The following is a 17,851-nucleotide window of genomic DNA, read 5'->3' on the forward strand; positions in this document are numbered from 1 at the left end:
GAACGCGTCCGGAGCGAGGAACGCGCACTGCGCATAGCCTTCACATCGGGAAAGGTCCACGACAATTCTCATCCCGACCTCCACAGGGACTGCGAACCGCGGACCCTGGAAGCCGGCGTCACCTCGGCACGCACAGCGCGGGACAAGCCTCGATGAGAAGGTGCGGGCCGCCGGCCACCCCTGCGAACCGCGAGGGGACGCCCCGCGCTCGTCGGGTCTCCGCAGAAGGAACTGATCGTCGCGAACAGGGGGGACGGCGCCTGTGAAACCGCCCGGAGAACCTGACCCTGTCGTGAGAAAAGCCTAGCCCCAGCACATATCACCCGCACACCGGGCGAAGCATTCACTCGCGCGCCGCGTGCCCATACCGCCAGGGCGACGTAGTGTCGTTGATCCTTTACGGATGGCGGGTGAATCCGCGCGCCGATCAGTGCGGTTCTTCGATGTGCCGGAGTCACGCATGGGAAAAGTGCTGGGTGATGTGCTGGGCCTGGCGGCGGGTGTCGCCGTCAGCCCTCTTCCGATCATCGCGCTCATCATCGTGCTCGCGACGCCCCGTGGACGCGTGAACGGGCTGGTGTTCACGGCCGGCTGGGTGATGGGCCTGTCCGCCCTGGGCGGGGTGATGCTGGTGATCGGCGGCCAGGGAGATGCCGACAGCCACGGGCAGCCGGCCGACTGGGTGGGCGCTCTGAAGCTCGCGCTGGGGGTGGCGCTGGTGCTCTTCGCGGTGCGGCTGTGGCGTCATCGCCCTGCCGACGTCACGCAGGCACAGTTGCCTCGGTGGCTGGCCGCGCTCGACCGCTTCGCGCCGCTGAAGGTCTTCCTTCTCGCCCTGTTGCTGTCGGCCGGAAACCTGAAGAACGCCCCGCTGACCATTGCCGCGGCGGCGTCCATCAGTTCGTCGGGACTGCCGGCCGGACAGCAGATCGGTGCGTTGGCGCTCTTCGTGGTCGTCGCTTCCCTCGGTCTGCTGATCCCGCTGGGGGTCTTCCTGGTCATGGGGGAGCGGGCGAACAGCACGCTGGGCAACTGGAAGGACTGGGCCGCGCGGCACAACATCGCCGTCATGGCGGTCCTGTTCTTCGTGTTCGGGCTGAAGTTGTCGGGCGACGGCATCGACGTGCTGACTTCCTGACCGCCTCTGTCCCGGTCCCCGACCGTGTCAGCTGCCCCCCACGCCCAGCGCGGTCAGCAGCACCAGGACGAGGGTGGCCACGGCGAACAGGCCGTGGGCCAGTACGACCGGTACCGGGAAGTGCCGTTCGGCGGGGACGGTCGCCTCGGCCGCTGGACCCGTCGCGGCCGGCGGAGCCCCGGCAGCGGCGCGGTGGACGGGGAGCCAGCGGGCCAGCATCACGAAGCCCAGCAGGGCGACGGGCAGAAGCAGGCCGAACGACGTCCAGGCCAGGACGGTCCGGTCGGCCACGAGATAGATGATCCACACGACCAGCCCGATCGCGGCCAGGGCGAAGTGCCCGAGGACGACCGGTGCGGGCAGGCGGCTGGTACCGGTCCGCTGCTGGCGGAGGCCGCCGCGCTGGATCCAGGTGCCGAGCATGTAGAAGCCGCCGAGAGCGGTGACCACCCAGGTGATCAGTGCGGCGATGTCCATGGGGAACTCCCGGGTGAGATGGGTGGCGGAGGCGGTCGGTGGTCCGGGCCGGCCGCCGTGGCGGGGAGGGGCGGGGCCGGGTCAGACGGGGGTGCGGGTGTGGGCGCTCCCGGGGCCGCGGTGGGGTGTGTATCCCTCGGCCTGGGTGGTCTCGTCGGCGACGCGCACGCCGTAGCGGTAGGCGAGCTTGCCGCCGAGGAATCCGGACACACCCAGGGCCGCGACGCTGAGCGCGGACAGAGCGAGCTGTCCGGTTCCGACGCTTCCGCCGCCGGTGTGGACCCCGTGGCGCCACAGGAAGTTGACGGCGTAGGCGGCGGTCACCAGCAGGTTGAGCGTCATGTGTACCAGGGCGGTGCGGAAGGCCGGGGTGCCGGCGGGGATCGCGAACAAGTCGAGGAATCCGACCATGGCCGCCAGCAGGGCACCGATCACTCCGACCGCGATCAGCCACTGCGAGGACTGGGTCAGGAAGGCCGGACGGTGCACGACGTGGGACGCGATGTCGAACACCAGGCTGGTCACCCAGGCTCCGATCGGCACGGTCACCAGCATGGGGTGGAACGGGTGGCCGTACGGGCCGGCGAGCGAGGCGCTGACCGGGCGCTTCGCCTGAAGCTGTGGCTCAGGGGTCATTGCAACCTCCTCCATTGCACCAACAAAGCTTGGTCTTATTGTGGCAGGGCGTCAAGACGTACAGCCCATGACGAGTGAAGAACGCTTGTGCCCATGCGGGTGGGAGTTATTGTGGTCGGGTGGCTTCCGATCCGAGCGCGCGGGCCGACACGGCCGACAGCGCCATCGACTCCGTCAGCGTCCTGAGCGAGGATTCGCGAAGGCGCATGTTCAGCTTCATCCGGCGTGCCCGCCGCGCCGTCACCCGCGACGAGGCCGCCGCCAGTGTCGGTATCTCCCGCAAGCTCGCGGCCTTCCACCTCGACAAGCTCGTCGACGCCGGCCTGCTGCGGGCCCGGTACGGCACGCCCGGCGCGATCCGCAAGGTCGGCAGGCAGCCGAAGGTGTACGAGCCCACCGGCGCCCAGATCACCGTGAGCATCCCCGACCGCCGGCATGAACTCCTGGCGGATCTGCTGCTGGACGCCGTCCTGACCGAGGGCGCGGACGAGAGCGCCGCGCAGGCGGCGGTTCGGACCGCCGAGCGGCGCGGCCGGCAGCTGGGCGAGGCCGCGCGGGAGGAGACCCGACCGGGCAGGCTGGGCCCCGAGCGCGGGATGACCGCGTGCGAGCGCCTTTTGGACCAGTACGGCTACGAACCCGTCCGGGACACCCCCACTCGGCTGCGGTTGCGCAACTGCCCGTTCCACCCGCTGGCCGCGAAGGCCCCGGATCTGGTGTGCGGCATGAACCACGCCTTCCTCAGCGGCTACCTCGACGGACTTCAGGTCAATGGAGTCCACGCTGTCCTCGCCCCCGAGCCCGGGGAGTGCTGCGTGCGACTCGGCCCCGGCGACCAGGAAGGTGACGGCCGACCGGTCCAGGACCACTGACGGGAGGCAGGGGAGTCCGCCCGCCCCTGAGCCGCCGCCCCGGATGCCCGATGCCGCTCCCGGCGCAAGGATCGTGTGGGGGAGCGTGCTCCGCCGCCCCGCGGAGCTGAGCCCACCCGTCACCGGTTGCTCGGTATCCGTCCGAGCTGGGGAAGTTCCGCCCGTTCCGGCGTTACTACCGGAGCATTGCCATGTTGACCAAGCGCATACTGAACCGCCCTTCTCGTTCCGCGGAAACGGTGGCGCGTCCCGTCACCGCCGCCGATGTCGGCCTGCTGCTCATCAGGCTGACCTTCGGCCTGCTGATGGCCGCTCATGGGGCCCAGAAACTCTTCGGGCTCTTCGGGGGCCCGGGCCTGACCGCGACCGGCAAGGGCTTCGCGGGCCTGGGCTATCGCCCGGGAAGGCTCTACGCCGTGATCGGAGGTCTGTCCGAGTTCCTCGGCGGCCTCGGTCTGGCGCTCGGGCTGCTGACGCCGCTGGCCGCTGCCGCGCTGATCGGCGTCATGATCAACGCGATGGCCACGGTCACCGGCGCCCATGGCCTGTGGGAGGCGGACGGCGGTGTGGAATACAGCGTGTGCATCGCGGTCGTCGCCCTGGCCGTGGCCGCCATCGGCCCTGGCCGGCTTGCTGCCGACCGCCTCTTCCGCTGGGGAGGAGGCGGCTGGAAGGAGGCGGCCTTCGCCCTCGGCCTGGGCGGCCTCGGCGCCGTGATCACGCTGAGCCTGTGAACCCGCACCTGCTGTCCGGCCTCGTTCCCGAGGTTCCCGAAGAGCGTCCATGGCGCGGGTGCTCGGAAGGCCCTTGGACAGCCGGCGGAATGCGGCACCGCATGTTCGACCACGGCCTCCGTCCCTGAGGCGGCAGACCGCCCGAGTCACGGAGCCAGGACCGCTCACGCGCGGCGAAACGTGAACTCCGCATGATCGCTTCGTCGTTCGACGCGTCACACGTCCCGCTGAAAAGGCGGCGACACGGCGGCCGCCGCTCGCGCTCGGCGCCCCCTTCACCAAGCTGGTGTCTTCTGCGAAGGAGACGCCACCGTGCGAATTTCTGACATCCAGCGCTGCGAGATCCGGCCCGGACGACTCGTCGAGTGGACGTTCAGCCCTGCGACCGTCGAGGCCGCGGCAGTGCTGCCGCCGGACCCGCGGCCGCCGGCGTACATCCAGGAGTCGCACATCCGGACGGCCCGTTCGGTGCGGGAGGACGGACTGTTCGTACCGACCTGGCTGGGCACCGCGTTCGACCTGCCGGGGCCGGCCGACCTCGACGCGCTGGAACAGGCGTTGCGCGGCTGGACGTTGCGTCACGAGACACTGCGCAGCGGTTTCCGGTGGGCGGATGAGGACATGCACCGGTTCACCCTCGACGAGCACGACGTGTCCCTGCACCGCGAGGTGATCGGCGACTTCGCCGACACCAATGCCCTGATCCGGTACCTGCAGGGCCGATTCGACGTGGCGGCGGACGCGCTCGGCTGGCCGAACCTCATCTACGCGGCGGTGGTCCACGAGGACTCCACCAGCGTGTACATGGCCTTCGACCACACCAACGTCGACGCCTACTCGCTCCAGCGCATCCCCGACGAGATCCGCGAGTTGTACACCGCGGACGTCACGGGGCGGCCCGCGGCCGGCACGCCCCCCGGCAGTTACGTCGACTTCTGCGAGCAGGAGCGGACGAGCGCGGACGGGATCGACGACACCCACGCGATCGTCGACCGCTGGCGGGAGTTCATCGGCCGCTGCGACGGGAGGCTCCCGGAGTTCCCCGTCGACCTCGGCCTGCGGCCCGGTGACGCGCTGCCCACCCAGAAGCTGCTGTGCGAGCCGCTCGTCGACGCGGACGCCGCCGCCGCGTTCGAGGCGTACTGCAGGCCCTACGGCGGCAGCCTGGTGGGCGTCCTGGCCGCGACGAGCCTGATCGTCCACGAGCTGGGCGGGCAGCCGGTCTACCGCACGGTCGTGCCGTTCCATACCCGGCTGAAGTCCGCGTGGTCGGACTCCGTCGGCTGGTACGTCGGCGGCGCCCCGATCGAGGTGCCCGCGGCGCGGGACTTCGACGGCGCGCTCGCCACGGTCCGCGCCGAACTGAGGGCCAACCGGTCGCTGGCACGCATCCCGCTGGCCCGCGTACTGCGCCTGCTCGGCGCGGACTTCCGCCCGACCTCGCCCGACATGTACTCCATCATCTCGTACGTGGACGCCCGCCTCACTCCCGGTTCGGCCCGCTGGGCCGAGCAGAACGCGTACGGGCTGATCCGGGTGTCGTACGGCGACCAGGTGTGCGCCTGGGTCAATCGCCTTCACGAGGGCCTGTGGTTCGCCTGCCGCTACCCGGACACCGAGGTCGCGTACAAGAACGTACGGCTGTACGTCGAGGCGCTGCGGGACGTGGTCCTCTCCGTGCCCGCGCACGGTCGCCTGCGGGCCGCGGAGCCGGCCTTTCTCTGACGAACTTCCGCCGACCGCACCCGAGTTCGGCAACCCGGCGCTGTGTGCGGTCAATTGGCGTCCCCACGGTGACCTCTGTGGGGTTGTCCGGCCCCCGGCCGGACCAGCGATGTGGAATGTCGCATCCCGCTACTGCTAGTGTCTGGCCAGTCACGCTAGGCAATCAATTTCGTTGTTCAGGCAAAGGACCGAGGGTTCCATGCGCAAGTTTCAGCAGGTCGTGATCGCAGCAGTGGCGGCCGGTGGCCTGTCCGCCATCGGCGTCGGCACGGCGGTCGCCGACACCTACGACAACGGGCCGAAGGTGTCCGACTCCTACCGCCCCTACCAGGAGTGCAGCCCGCAGACGGTGGCCGAGAACAGCATCCCGGTCGGTGTGCTCGGGATCGCCGGCACCCTGGACACCACCTGCGGCCAGTACAACTCCGCATTCAACGGCTGAGTCCGGCGGCGTCATCGTGCGCGACGCTCGGCGCGGGGCCCTCGGGGGGCAACTCCGAAGGGCCCCGTTTCTCCGGTCGGTTGGCAGAGCGTCGAAGACGAAAGCCCGGTGCGGCCGGTTCCCGGGAGCCCCTGCAAAGAAAGACGCATCAACATGTTCAGCAGGATGAAGATCGCGGCCGTCTCGGGGCTCGTCGGCGGCCTCACCGTGGCCTGCGCCGGTGTCACTCCGGCGTTCGCCGCAGGGGGTCCGGCGCCCTGTACGCCCGACCTCCAGGGCAACATCAGCTGTTCGCAGCGGATCACGGGCGAGGTGCCCGAGGGGGGCGTCATCCCCCATCAGGAGACCTGCTCGCCGGTGCAGCCCGTGAGGCTGCCCGCCGTCGGCGCCGGGGTCACCCGGATCGGGCCTGAGGTCACCTGTGCCCCCACGACGATGGGGGTGCCCGACGAGGCCGACGGTGAGAAGGGGTTGTTCGGTCTGACGCCCTGAGGGCCGGTAGGCCGCCGTCGCCGAAGTTGCGGACGCGACATGGGGAGTGTAGATCCTCGTCAACTACGTAGAGTGTGTATATCCTCACGATACGTAGTCGATCCGGGCGTTCCGTCCGGGTAAGAAAGGGTCAATACATGCGTAAGTTTCAGCGCGCTGCAATCGTGATGGCGGCGGTGGCCGGACTGTCCGTCCTCGGGGCCGGGGCCAGCTTCGCCGGCGAGAACGACGCGCCTCCGACGATCAGCGCTGTGGCCAACTCCTCGGCCAACGCCGTCGCCGTCGGTGGTGGCTACTACGTCCAGCCGCAGGGCCAGCCGGAGGAGCAGGCCCAGCCGCAGGAGGAGCAGCCGCAGGGTCAGCCGCAGGAGGAGCAGAAGAACTCCGAGCCCGAGCAGGGTTACGGCGAGCACGGCGAGGACCACTAACCACGTACTCCGTCCAGCGGTGTCCCGGTGACACCGCGAAGTCAGCCCGGGCGCGCGCCGGCCGTAACGGCACGCGCCCGGGCTGCGGGCATCCCGCCGTCGGGTGCGCCGGACGACAAGTCCGTCCTTCGAAGGCACTGTTCAGGAATATCGGCCCGGGCGCACGCCGGTCACAGGCGCAGGCGTCCGGGCCTGTCGTTTTGAGAGAGGGAACGCAACGCATGTTCACCGCACAGAAGATCGCCACCGTCTCGGGGCTCGTGGGAAGTCTCGCCGCGCTCTGCCTCGGCGCCGGCCAGGCGCACGCCGCCGGACTCCCCGGCGGCTGCCAGAGCACCGCGCAGGGCGGCCCCGTGTGCGTCCAGAAGAACAGTTCCCGTGTCGACAAGGACGGCACGCACATCATCCAGCAGAAGCAGGACTGCTCGCCGGCCGACCGTCCGCACGTGATGTTCTCGGAGGGCGCGGTCACGGGCGAGGAGTCCGCGAGCACCGGGCAGGTCGTGGACTGCTCCAACACGGCGAAGCTGCCCAAGGGCTTCAAGAAGCCGCACGTCGACTTCTGAACGCCGTCGGCACGGACAGTCCACCGGGGGAACGGCAAGTCCCGGTGTCACGACCGCGGGTCGGGGCACCGGGACTTGCCGTTCGGCCTGCCTGCGGCGGCCTCCGGGGGGAACGTCAGCGGTCCCGGCACCGGGCGTGGGCCGCGGTGCCGGGACCGTTCGCACTCCGGCGTCGGTGCGCCGGACCGGGGCTCAGAAGGCGGTGTTGTTGCAGCCCATGGTCGAGCCGTTGGACGTCTGCTGCGCGCCCGGGTTGCCCTCGCCGTTCGCCAGGTTGCCGCCCAGGCCGTCGGCGATGCCGACGTTGCCGAGGATGTCGGCGTTGAGGTCGTGCGAGCGGCAGTCGGCGCTCTGCTGGATGTTGAACTCGTCGCCGCTCTTGCCCCAGCCCTCGCCGGCGTGGGCGGCGCCGGCCCCGAAGAACCCGGCGCTGGCGATGGTGGCGATGAGAAGGGTGGTCGCGCGGAGCTTGCGCATGTGAACTCCCGATGAGTGAGGAGGGTGAGATTCGAGGGGAACGTCAGCGGTCCCGGCACCGGGCGCGGGCCGCGGTGCCGGGACCGTTCACACTCCGGCGTCGGTGCGCCGGACCGGGGCTCAGAAGGCGCTGTTGTTGCAGCCCATGGTCGAGCCGTTGTGGGTGTTCTGGGCGCCCGGGTTGCCCTCGCCGTTCAGGCCGTTGCCCAGCACGCCGTCGAGCAGGCCGACGTTGCCGAGGAGGTCGAGGTTCAGGTCGTGCGACTTGCAGTGGGTGCTCTGCGTGATGTTGAACCTGTCACCGTGGTCGCCGTGGTCGCCGCCCTTGCCGCCGTCGGCGTGGGCCGTGCCGCCGACGAGTCCGATGCTGCCGAGAGCGGCGACCAGGACGGCAACCTTGCGAAGCTTGCGCATGTCATCTCCGGTGGAGTGGGGAGTGCGATCTGTGGCAGATCGACGTTTTACAGTTACGGGAGATTAGTGCGAAATGGCACAAAACGGGCGGCGACGCGCCGATCTTCTGATCACGCGACGGAAACCCCGTACCCCATAGCGGATATGACGGACCGCCGGATCGAAAGGCGGGCGGACCGGGGTGGGCCGCCGGCCTCTGGCGGTCAGTACCGCTGGGCGCTGGCCAGGGAGTTCGACTGACTGTTGGCCTGGGTGCAGTCGACGCCCCGGGTCTCGGCGGCGGCCAGCAGGGCGACCGGCACGTTCGCGTCGAGCAGGTTCTGCGGGCTGCACTCCTGGTACGGACGGAACAGGTTGCTCTGGCTCACCGCACCGCCCTGGTTGTTCGTCTGCGGGGCAGTCTGCGGGGTCTGCTGGGCCTGCTGGGCCTGGGGCGAGATCTGGGGGCTGATCTGCGGGTTCAGCTGGGGGTTGACCTGAGGGGTGACCTCGGCGCCTCGCTGCGGGGCCGCCTGCTGCGGGGCCGCCTGCTGCGGGGCCGGTGAGCCGTAGGTCTGCGCGGTCGCCTGGGAGGAGGTGGCCGAGGCGGCCTGGGCGTCCGGCTGTGAGACGGGTGGCGGAACGGTCCCGTTGTAGGTGGCGGGGGCGGCGGAGCTCGGGCCGGCGCCGACGGCGGACAGACCGCCCGCAGCTGCGATGACGAGCGCGACGTGCTGAAGCTTGCGCATGGAATCCTCGGCCCTTCGTTGACCTGTGCGCGGAACATGGTGAAACGTTGATGGGGCGGCACAGCCTTCGCTGTCCCGCTGCCCGGCGCGGCCGACGGCTGCGATGGACCGTCGAGTCCGGCCCGTGGGGAACGAGACGAAAACGGTCGCGGATACGGCCGCCGGCCCGGGGTCACCCATTCGAGCAAAGGTAATGGACCGGCATATGCCGTAAGTCCCCTTACGGGGATGTGGCAAATGGGTGACAGGCCTTCGGGTGCCGTGACCGCGGCGCGGGAATTCTCGTTCTGGCCGGGAGAGGGCAGTGACGTGGACTCAAAGAGGGCGAGGAATTTCGCTGCCCGCTCCACGCGACGTCCGCGTGCCGGTCAGGAGTAAAGCTGCTGACGGTGCGGTGTGAATATCGCACCGGCTGCACGTGTGACGGCACCGAACGCAATTGCTTTCCCTTTTCAGGTATCGAAGGGCCGAGGGTTTCATGCGTAAGCTTCACAAGGCCGCGCTCGTTGTAGCGGCGGCCGGCGGTCTGTCCGTCATCGGCGTAGGCGTCAGCCATGCCGATTCTCCAGTGGGACAGGGCACCGCCGCTCCGGCGCCGGCTCCCGATCAGCCGGCTCCGCAGGCCTATGCCCCGGCCCCCGCTCCACAGCCGGCTCCGCAGGCCTATGCCCCGGCTCCGGCTCCGCAGCCGGCTCCGCAGGCCTATGCCCCGGCTCCGGCTCCGCAGGCCTATGCCCCGGCTCCGGCTCCGCAGCCGGCTCCGCAGGCCTATGCCCCGGCTCCGGCTCCGCAGCCGGCCCCCCAGGTCTATGCGCCGGCCCCGGCTCCGCAGGCGCCCCAGCAGACCGGTTACGCCTCGGCGTCGGCCGTGTCGCACGGCTCGGCCCAGGCCACCACATCGCCGTACGCGCAGCAGTACCCGCAGCAGCAGCCGTACCAGCAGCAGGCGCCGTACCCGCAGCAGCAGCCGTACCAGCAGCAGGCGCCGTACCAGCAGCAGCAGCCGTACCAGCAGCAGGCGCCGTACCAGCAGGCCGCCCCCGCACAGCCGGCGCAGGTCGTTCCGCAGGTCATGCCCCAGGTCATGCCGCAGGTCGCCCCGCAGGTGGCCATGCCCCAGGCCGTCAGCCAGGAGCCCCCGGCGCATGTCGCCCCGCAGGTGAACCCGCAGGTCAACCCGCAGGTGAACCCGCTCGTCAACCCGATCATCGCGCCCCCGAGCGCCCCGGGACTGTCTCCGGTCGGCCTCGGTCAGATCGCGGCACCGCCCGTCGGTCAGCTCGGGCTTCCCCGACTCGGCTGACCGCCCCGCCGCGGACGCCCGCGGTCACCACCCGATCCGTATCCGTCGCAGATTCCACCCCCCGAACAACGGAGAACCCATGCGCAAGTTCCACAAGGCGGTCCTCGTGGGCGCCATGCTCGGCACCGTCGGCTCGTTCGGCGCCAACACCGCCTTCGCACACGGTGAGCCCGGTCACGACATCGACGTCACGCAGGGCGTCGAGTGCCGCTCGCACGACATGAACATCGAGGTGCTCGGCAGCGTCGGCGCCCTCACCGGCGCCGCGGGCAACCTGCTGAACGGCGAGGGGAACCCCGGGGCGCAGCAGAGCCACCTCGGCTCGGACATGGGCTGCAACAACCAGGCGTTCTGACCGACCCCGGTCAGCGGCGGACCGGCTCGGGCCGGCCGCGGGGCGCTCGCGAATCAGGGATTCGCGAGCGCCCCGCGCTGTTGCGGGGTCAGTGGCCCGGCGGTGGAATCGAGTGTGTGGCATTTTGGCGGCGCAGGGTCCGCCGACCGCCCCGCTCCCGGGACGGGGGCCGGTCGCAAAGGGCTCAAGAACGACGCGCTGGGCCTGTTCTCCTCGGTGGTCATCGGGCTTGCCTCCACCGCCCCCGCGTACAGTCTCGCCGCCACACTGGGCCTGATCGTCGCGGCGGTGGGCCTGCAGGCCCCGATCGTCATCATGCTGTCGTTCGTCCCGATGCTGCTGATCGCGTACGCCTTCCGGGAACTCAACGCGAGCAACGCCGACTGCGGAACGACCTTCACCTGGGCCACCCGCGCCTTCGGCCCCCGCACCGGCTGGATGGGCGGCTGGGGCATCGTCGTGGCCAACGTCATCGTCATGGCGAGTCTCGCCGAGATCGCCGGCGCGTACAGCTTCCGGCTGGTGGGCCTGGACGGGCTGGCGGAGGACCGATTGTGGACCACCGTCGCAGGCATCGTCTGGATCGCCGTGATGACCACGGTCTGCTACGTCGGCATCGAGTTCTCCGCCGCCCTGCAGCGCTGGCTGCTCTGCCTCGAAGTGGGGATGCTGCTCGTCTTCGCCGTCGCCGCGCTGGTCAGGGCGTACACCGACGCCCCGTCCACCGCGCTCCATGTCTCCGCCTCCTGGTTCAACCCCTTCGAGGTGACCTCGGTGAAGGCCCTCACCTCGGGCCTGCTGGCCGGGGTCTTCATCTACTGGGGCTGGGACACCGCCGTCTCGATCAACGAGGAGACGGTCGACAGCACCCGCATCCCCGGCCGCGCGGCGGTCATGTCCACGGTGCTGCTGCTGATCATGTACGGACTGGTCTCCACCTCGGCGCAGGCCTTCGCGGGCGCCGGCGCCTCGGGCATCGGGCTCGGGAACGCCCGTAACTCGGACGACGTCTTCTCCGGGCTGGGAGAGGCCGTCTTCGGAAGCCACGACACGGGTCTGGTGCTGTCCCGGCTGCTGATCCTCATGGTGCTGACCTCGGCGCTGGCGTCCACCCAGACCACCATCCTGCCCCTGGCCCGGACGGTCTTCTCCATGGCGGTCCACAAGGCCGTCCCCGCCCGGTTCGCCCGGGTGCACCGCAGGTTCCTCACCCCGACCTGGTCGACCGTCGGGATGGGCGTGGTCTCGATCGCCTTCCTCGTGCTGCTGACCTCCTTCAGCGGGAACGTGCTGGCCGACTCGGTCGACTCGGTCGGCCTCGCGATCACGTTCCACTACGGTCTGACCGGCTTCGCCTGCCTCTGGTACTACCGCAAGATGCTCGACCGGAGCACCAAGGACCTCGTCTTCAAGGGCGTGCTGCCGGGCCTGGGCGGGCTGATCATGCTCACCCTGTTCCTCTACGCCACCTATGTCTACGCGGCCCCGGGGTACGGCGCGACCAGCGTCGACCTGCCGCTCTTCGGGCCGACCGGCGGGGTCACCGTCATCGGTCTCGGCGCCCTGCTGCTCGGTCTCCTGCTGATGCCGGTGGTCACCCGCGGACACGGGGTCGCCCTCAAGCTCCAGCGGAGCCTGCTGCCGCGCCGCCTGCCACCGCACACCGCCCTCGACTCGGCGAGCCGCTACCTGCCCGCCGACAACGGGTCCGGGGTGGGCGGCGACTGGTACGACGTGATTCCCCTGTCGGGAGCCAGGGTCGGCCTGGTCGTCGGGGACGTGCTCGGGCACGGCCTGCGCGCCGCTGCCACGATGGGCCGCCTGCGTACCGGGGTGCGCGTCCTGGCCCGTCTCGACCTGACCCCGGACGAGCTGCTGTCCCGCCTGGACGACCTGGTCGAGCAGACCGCGCACGAGCGAGGCGACGACCAGGGCGGCCCGGACCCCCCGAGGTCGCAGGCCGACGAGGCCAGGGGCGTGACCTGCCTGTACGCGGTGTACAACCCGGTCTCCGGGCAGTGCAGCCTGGCGCGGGCCGGGGATCCGGTGCTGGCGGTCGTCGAACCGCACACGGGCGTCGTCGGCTATCCGGAGCTGCCCCCCGGACCACCGCTGGGCGTCGGCGGTGCGCCCTACCAGAGCGCGGAGCTGCGGCTGCCACCGGGCAGTCTCGTCGCCCTGTGCACGGACGGCCTGCTGCAGGCCACCGCCGGCCGCGCCGCCGGACTCGCGCAGCTGTCCGGGATCCTCGCCGGTGACCGGACGTCCCTGGACCAGCTCTGCGACCGCGCGGTGACCGCCCTGCTGCCCGGCCCGGTGGACGTGGACGCCACGCTGCTGGTGGCCCGCACGCGGCTGCTCGACCGGAGTCAGTTCACCCAGTGGGAGCTGCCGCCGGACCCGGCGGGGGTGGCCGGCATCCGCACCGCCGTCAGCAAGCAGCTGCGCGACTGGGGGCTGGAGGACCTGGCGTTCACCAGCGAGCTCATCGTCAGCGAACTGGTCACCAACGCCATCCGCTATGCCGGCGGCCCGATCCAGGTACGCCTCATCCGCGACCGGACGTTGATCTGCGAGGTCTCGGACACCGGCCACACCACGCCCAATCTGCGCCACGCCGCGAGCGACGACGAGGGGGGCCGGGGCCTGTTCATCATCGCCCAGATGACGCACCACTGGGGCACCCGCTACACCCCCACCGGCAAGACCCTCTGGACCGAGCAGGACCTGCCGTCGCCGGACGGCCAGTCCCACGGGGCCCCGGGGGACTGAGCAGACGCGGGCGCCCCCACCAGCCGTCTTCTCGACCGGAGGGGGCGCCTCGTGTCGGTCCGCGCCGGTCAGTTGAAGCAGCCGGGGACCGGGGTCGGGCTGGTCGCGCAGTTGTTGGGGGTGTTGTTGATGACCGTGCTGAGGGTCAGGTTTACGGTGCCGCCGTTGTTGTAGATGCCACCGGGGTTGGTGCCGTGGGCGGTGTTGTTGCTGATGTTGCTGATGCTGATCGTGGAGGTGCCGCCGGAGACGCTGGGCACGCCGTTGGCGATGCCGCCGCCGGTGTTCGCCTCGTTGTTCCTGATGTTGCTGGCGCGCACCGTCAGCTGTCCGATGTTGGCGATGCCGCCGCCCGCGATGTCGGCCGTGTTCCTCGAGATGTTCGAGGCGGTGACGGTCAGGTTGCCGTCGCTGACGAGGCCGCCGCCGTTGTTGTTGGCATGGTTGCCCGACACCACGCTGGCGTTGATCGTCGTGGTGGAGCCGCTGAAGTTGCTGACGCCGCCACCGAAGTTGGCGCGATTGTCCAGGATCACGACGGCACTGGCGTTCAGGGTGCCGTTGCCGGTGACGACGATGCCGCCGCCGGCACCGTTCGCGATTGTGCTGCCCGTGGCGTCGCCGTTGGTGAGGGTGAGCGCCCGCAGGGTCAGGTTGCCGCCGTTGACGGTGATGATGCGGAAGGCGGAGGCCGAGGCAGCACGGGCGATGGTGGCGCCGTTGCCGTTGACGACGACCGTCGAGGTGATGGCGGGCAGCGCGTTGGTCAGCGAATACCTGCAGCCCGGCGCCAGGTTGAGCGTGTCGCTCCCCGGGGTGCCGTTGGCCGTGTTGATCGCGTTGACGAGGGCGGTCTGGCTGCACGCCACCGGCAGGGTGGCGGCCGACGCGGCGGGGGCCAGCGCGGTCTGGGCGAGGGTGGCGGCGGCGCCTATGCACAGCACCTGGGCGGTCCGGGCGAGTGACTTCCGAGTGAGCATGGGGGTCCTTTCCGAGGCGTGCCCGCCGCGAGCGTCCGGCCGTACCAAAGGGCCCTGGACCGTCTCGGGCAGGGGGTCGGAACAGCACTCCCCGCAGGGTCGCCGGGGTTCGCCGGTTACCTGCCGGTCTCCATCCGATGGTCCTGTGCCGTGCACCTGATGGCGGTACCCGGCTCGCGCTTCCCGCGGAGTGGGGCTCAGGTGCCGACGAGGGGCCTCGCGCCGGCGCCGATGGCCAGCTCGGCCCGTGCGAAGTCGCGGTTCTGGACGATCCGTTCGCGATGCTCCTCGGGCACCTTTCCGCCGTCCAGCAGCTTCTCGCAGCACTCCAGCGACTCGCGGTACTCGCCCATCCAGTACGCCGACACCGCCAGCTCGTCCAGAGCACGCCAGTCGTACCACGCCCGCTCCACGAAGAGGATGTCCTGTGGGCGTGAAAGCTCGGCCGCCCGCCGCGCGAAGAGGTACGCGAGCGGCCAGCGCTGTCCATTGACACGGCACAGGTTCGCGAGCTCACCGAGCGGTTCGGCCCGGGTGGGCCGGTACTCGTGTGCGTCCAGGAAACGGGCCATGACCTCGGGTGCCCGGCGCTTGAGCGTCATCGCGAGCCGGGCCGCGTAGAGCCGCGCGCAGAACGCCTCCTCGGCGAAGCCGTCCATGTCCGCGCGCCGGTCGTAGGCGGCGAGTGCCTTGGCGGGTTCGCCGGCGTCACGCCAGCTCTGGGCCAGATAGAAGGCGTACCGGGCGTTGTCCGGCTCCTTGGCGAGCCCGTCCTTCAGGATCGCGGCATCACGGAGGTACTTCTCGCGCTCGCCGCCCTTGAGGCGTCCGCCGCCGCCCATGATGACCATGCGTGCGCCGTCGAAGGTCTCCCGGCTGAAGCGTGTCCCGCAGTCCAGGTATTCGTGCAGCACTCCGACATACCGCCAGGGAAGCCTGGTCGACACCAGCGTCGGGCGCCAGTGGACCAGGGGGCCGTGCCGCACCTCGAAGTCGTAGCAGTCGTACTCGAGCTTTGGCATCGTGAAGCGGCCGCCGGTCTCCATCACGTCATCGGCGTCGATGAACAGCAGGTAGTCCGCACGGTCCCGCGCCAGCTCGATGGCCTCGGTGCGGCTCAGGTCGAAGCCCCGCCAGGGGCTTTCGTACAGTGCCCCGGGCAGGCCGGCGAGGGTTTCGCGGACGACGTCCTGCGTGCCGTCGGTCGAGCCCGTGTCCAGGATGACCCAGGTGTCGATCAGCGGGCGCACGGATTCGAGGCAGCGTCGGATCACATGAGCCTCGTCCTTGACGATCATGTTGAGGCAGACCGTTTTCATGACTTTTTCTTTTCTGTGATGAAAAGGATCGGCGGTGAATTTACCGAGTCGTCGAGGTCTGTACAAGCAGCGCCGCCAGGGCTCTCGCCCTGGGCGGCTATGGGCTGACCGGCTCTCTGCTGGGCCGCGACGAGTTGGTCACCTGGGACATGGTGAACCGGAGCAGCGATCGGATTCTCGCCACCCTTCACAAGGTCGACGCCGTGCACGGCACGTATTACCTGCTGATGCATCTGTGGGTCGGGCTTTTCGGTACCTCGGTGGTTTCCCTGCGAATCCCCACGGTGTTGGCCATGGCCGGCGCGGCTGCCGTCGTGGGGCTCATCGGAAACCGGCTCTTCGGCTACCGTGCCGGAATTCTCGCGGGAATTCTCTTCGGTATCGTTCCGGCAGTGAGTCGTTACGGCCAGGAGGCGCGCAGCTACGCTTTCGTGGTTCTCGCCGTCGCCGTGGCCACCCTTCTCCTGCTCCGGTTGCTGGAGAAGCCGGGCAGTCCCTGGAGGTGGACCGCCTACGTACTCACGCTGGCCGTAGTGGGACTCCTGCACCTGATCGCGCTGTCCGTCGTGCTCGCCCACGTCTGTGCGCTCGCGGCCCGTGCCCGGCAGGACCGCTCGCTGTGGTGGAAGTCCGTCCTCGCTGTGGTGGTGCTCGCCGGCTGTGTCACCCCGCTCGCGCTGCTCGGCCGGTCCCAGGCCCATCGCCAGCTGTACTGGGTTCCCGAGCCCGACGGATGGGCGTCGCTCTCCCTGCCGCGCGACGTCTTCGCCTCCGCCCTGGGTGCCGGAGCGATGGTCACCTTGGCCCTGCTGGCCCGCTCGCCGCGCCGGGTCCCGCTGCTGCTGTGCGGCGCCTGGGCCCTGCTGCCCCCCGTCCTGGTCTGGGGCGCCTCGCACGGAGCCGTCTCCTACTTCCGGTCCGTCTATCTGCTCTTCACCCTGCCGGCCTGGGCACTCCTCGCCGGCGCCGGCCTCGCCGCGACCTGCCGCACGTGGAAGCCGGCCCTGGCTCTCGTGGCGGCGCTGGCCGTCCTGACGCTGCCCGACCAGAGGCAGATGCGGGGGCCGTTCGAGCACAACGCCCCGGTGCCGGTCGACTACGCGGCGGCGGCCGACGTGATCAGGAAGCTCCATCAGCCGGGAGACGCCGTCGTCTACGACCGTATGGACAGCTGGAAGCTCGACAGCGGGGTCCAGTACTATCTGCCCCGCGGACTGAGGTTGCGTGACGTCTTCCTCGCGAGGACGCCCGCCGCGATCAACGACCTCTACCCCGTCCAGTGTTCGGTTCCCACCCGGTGCCTCGCGCACGAGCGGCGCATCTGGCTGGTGACCCAGGGGAGCGACTTCCCCTTCGCCGCCATCGACCCGCTGCAGGCGAACGCCCTGCAGAGCCGGTACACGCTGACTCTGAGTCGACCGGTGACGGGTATGACGGTCAGTCTGCTGGAACTGGGAGCCGGGAGGACGTCCAGCCGCTGGTTCCGGATGCCGCAAGGGGTGTCCGACGGTCCGCATCCGTCGGACACCCCTTCTGCGGTGCGCCGCCTAGCTGTTGTCGGCGCCTGGGGACGGGCTGTGCTGGAGCGCCCAGGCGTTGGTGCACACGAGGATGGGGTGGATCGGAGGCGGCGGCGCAGAGTTCTGCTCGGAGCAGGTTGTCTCGTAGACAAGGCCGCTCTCCGTCAGGACATCGATTTTGACGCTGTTCGCAGCGTTGCTGTGCTCGGTGATGGCAACGGCGCACGGGTCAGCGGGGTAGCCGGCGAGGCCGCTGAGGTCGGTCCACAGGAAGCCCGGAACGGCCCCGCTGATGTCCCTGATGCCGGCGTACGTCCTGCCGCCGGTCAAGGCACCCCTCAGCTCGTAGTTGTTGTTGAACTGGACGGCGTCGATGTCCGAGCACTGCGAGGGGCCGGTCGCGCCGGTGCGTCACGTCGCAATGTGGCCTTTTATCCATAGATTGGACTAACGCCTGCGTTCCGATGGGGCAA

Annotated in this window: 19 protein-coding genes; 12 read left to right on the forward strand and 7 right to left on the reverse strand. The window is 70.0% G+C overall.

What is annotated here, in order from left to right; genetic code table 11:
• Positions 1-403 precede the first annotated feature (403 nt).
• Positions 404-1,138, forward strand: coding sequence for a GAP family protein (locus tag ACFVVO_RS27515; protein ID WP_390058296.1), 735 nt, complete (start codon positions 404-406; stop codon positions 1,136-1,138).
• 27 nt (positions 1,139-1,165) lie between these two features.
• On the opposite strand, the gene ACFVVO_RS27520 is transcribed toward ACFVVO_RS27515, so the two are convergent.
• Together ACFVVO_RS27520 and ACFVVO_RS27525 are read right to left on the reverse strand one after the other, a co-directional pair.
• Complete coding sequence (locus ACFVVO_RS27520) at positions 1,166-1,615, reverse strand: hypothetical protein (protein ID WP_390058298.1); 450 nt, start codon at positions 1,613-1,615, stop codon at positions 1,166-1,168.
• 81 nt (positions 1,616-1,696) lie between these two features.
• Entirely contained in the window at positions 1,697-2,251 is a 555-nt protein-coding gene (locus ACFVVO_RS27525) for a DUF2231 domain-containing protein (RefSeq protein ID WP_390058300.1), read from the reverse strand.
• A 119-nt stretch (positions 2,252-2,370) separates the two neighbouring features.
• On the opposite strand from ACFVVO_RS27525, the gene ACFVVO_RS27530 reads away from it, so the two are divergent.
• From ACFVVO_RS27530 to ACFVVO_RS27560, 7 genes are all read left to right on the forward strand, one after another.
• Positions 2,371-3,123: a helix-turn-helix transcriptional regulator gene (locus ACFVVO_RS27530; RefSeq protein ID WP_390058302.1), complete on the forward strand. Its 753-nt coding sequence runs from the start codon at positions 2,371-2,373 to the stop codon at positions 3,121-3,123.
• Between the two features lie 191 nt (positions 3,124-3,314).
• The gene (locus ACFVVO_RS27535; RefSeq protein ID WP_390058304.1) at positions 3,315-3,857 is read left to right on the forward strand and encodes a DoxX family protein; all 543 of its coding nucleotides are present in this window, start codon (positions 3,315-3,317) and stop codon (positions 3,855-3,857) included.
• Between the two features lie 312 nt (positions 3,858-4,169).
• Positions 4,170-5,582, forward strand: coding sequence for a condensation domain-containing protein (locus ACFVVO_RS27540; RefSeq protein WP_390058306.1), 1,413 nt, complete (start codon positions 4,170-4,172; stop codon positions 5,580-5,582).
• A gap of 199 nt (positions 5,583-5,781) precedes the next feature.
• Entirely contained in the window at positions 5,782-6,024 is a 243-nt protein-coding gene (locus tag ACFVVO_RS27545; protein WP_390058308.1) for a hypothetical protein, read from the forward strand.
• A gap of 153 nt (positions 6,025-6,177) precedes the next feature.
• Positions 6,178-6,516, forward strand: a complete 339-nt coding sequence (locus tag ACFVVO_RS27550; protein WP_390058310.1) for a hypothetical protein — start codon at positions 6,178-6,180, stop codon at positions 6,514-6,516.
• A 137-nt stretch (positions 6,517-6,653) separates the two neighbouring features.
• Complete coding sequence (locus ACFVVO_RS27555; protein WP_390058312.1) at positions 6,654-6,944, forward strand: hypothetical protein; 291 nt, start codon at positions 6,654-6,656, stop codon at positions 6,942-6,944.
• Between the two features lie 221 nt (positions 6,945-7,165).
• A complete protein-coding gene (locus ACFVVO_RS27560; RefSeq protein ID WP_390058313.1) occupies positions 7,166-7,510 on the forward strand; it encodes a hypothetical protein in 345 nt (114 codons plus the stop codon).
• 192 nt (positions 7,511-7,702) lie between these two features.
• On the opposite strand, the gene ACFVVO_RS27565 is transcribed toward ACFVVO_RS27560, so the two are convergent.
• The 3 genes from ACFVVO_RS27565 to ACFVVO_RS27575 form a co-directional block, all read right to left on the reverse strand.
• Positions 7,703-7,987 carry a hypothetical protein gene (locus ACFVVO_RS27565; protein WP_390058315.1) on the reverse strand — a complete coding sequence of 95 codons (285 nt, stop codon included), beginning with the start codon at positions 7,985-7,987 and terminating at the stop codon, positions 7,703-7,705.
• Between the two features lie 120 nt (positions 7,988-8,107).
• Positions 8,108-8,401: a hypothetical protein gene (locus tag ACFVVO_RS27570; protein WP_390058316.1), complete on the reverse strand. Its 294-nt coding sequence runs from the start codon at positions 8,399-8,401 to the stop codon at positions 8,108-8,110.
• Between the two features lie 203 nt (positions 8,402-8,604).
• Complete coding sequence (locus ACFVVO_RS27575) at positions 8,605-9,129, reverse strand: hypothetical protein (RefSeq protein ID WP_390058318.1); 525 nt, start codon at positions 9,127-9,129, stop codon at positions 8,605-8,607.
• Positions 9,130-9,997: 868 nt separating this feature from the next.
• On the opposite strand from ACFVVO_RS27575, the gene ACFVVO_RS27580 reads away from it, so the two are divergent.
• The 3 genes from ACFVVO_RS27580 to ACFVVO_RS27590 all read left to right on the forward strand — a co-directional run bounded on the left by ACFVVO_RS27580 (position 9,998) and on the right by ACFVVO_RS27590 (position 13,559).
• Positions 9,998-10,432, forward strand: a complete 435-nt coding sequence (locus ACFVVO_RS27580) for a hypothetical protein (RefSeq protein ID WP_390058320.1) — start codon at positions 9,998-10,000, stop codon at positions 10,430-10,432.
• Positions 10,433-10,511: 79 nt separating this feature from the next.
• Positions 10,512-10,787 (forward strand): hypothetical protein, encoded by a 276-nt coding sequence (locus tag ACFVVO_RS27585; RefSeq protein ID WP_390058322.1) that lies wholly within the window; start codon positions 10,512-10,514, stop codon positions 10,785-10,787.
• Positions 10,788-10,901: 114 nt separating this feature from the next.
• Positions 10,902-13,559, forward strand: coding sequence for an amino acid permease (locus tag ACFVVO_RS27590; RefSeq protein WP_390058324.1), 2,658 nt, complete (start codon positions 10,902-10,904; stop codon positions 13,557-13,559).
• Between the two features lie 68 nt (positions 13,560-13,627).
• On the opposite strand, the gene ACFVVO_RS27595 is transcribed toward ACFVVO_RS27590, so the two are convergent.
• Complete coding sequence (locus tag ACFVVO_RS27595; protein ID WP_390058326.1) at positions 13,628-14,539, reverse strand: hypothetical protein; 912 nt, start codon at positions 14,537-14,539, stop codon at positions 13,628-13,630.
• Positions 14,540-14,736: 197 nt separating this feature from the next.
• Positions 14,737-15,858, reverse strand: a complete 1,122-nt coding sequence (locus ACFVVO_RS27600) for a glycosyltransferase (RefSeq protein WP_390058328.1) — start codon at positions 15,856-15,858, stop codon at positions 14,737-14,739.
• A gap of 134 nt (positions 15,859-15,992) precedes the next feature.
• Between ACFVVO_RS27600 and ACFVVO_RS27605 the strand changes: the two genes are divergently transcribed.
• Positions 15,993-17,819, forward strand: coding sequence for a glycosyltransferase family 39 protein (locus ACFVVO_RS27605; RefSeq protein WP_390058330.1), 1,827 nt, complete (start codon positions 15,993-15,995; stop codon positions 17,817-17,819).
• The last annotated feature ends 32 nt before the right edge of the window (positions 17,820-17,851 follow it).

This window comes from Streptomyces sp. NPDC058145 (genome assembly GCF_042884245.1).
Taxonomy (GTDB): Bacteria; Actinomycetota; Actinomycetes; order Streptomycetales; family Streptomycetaceae; genus Streptomyces.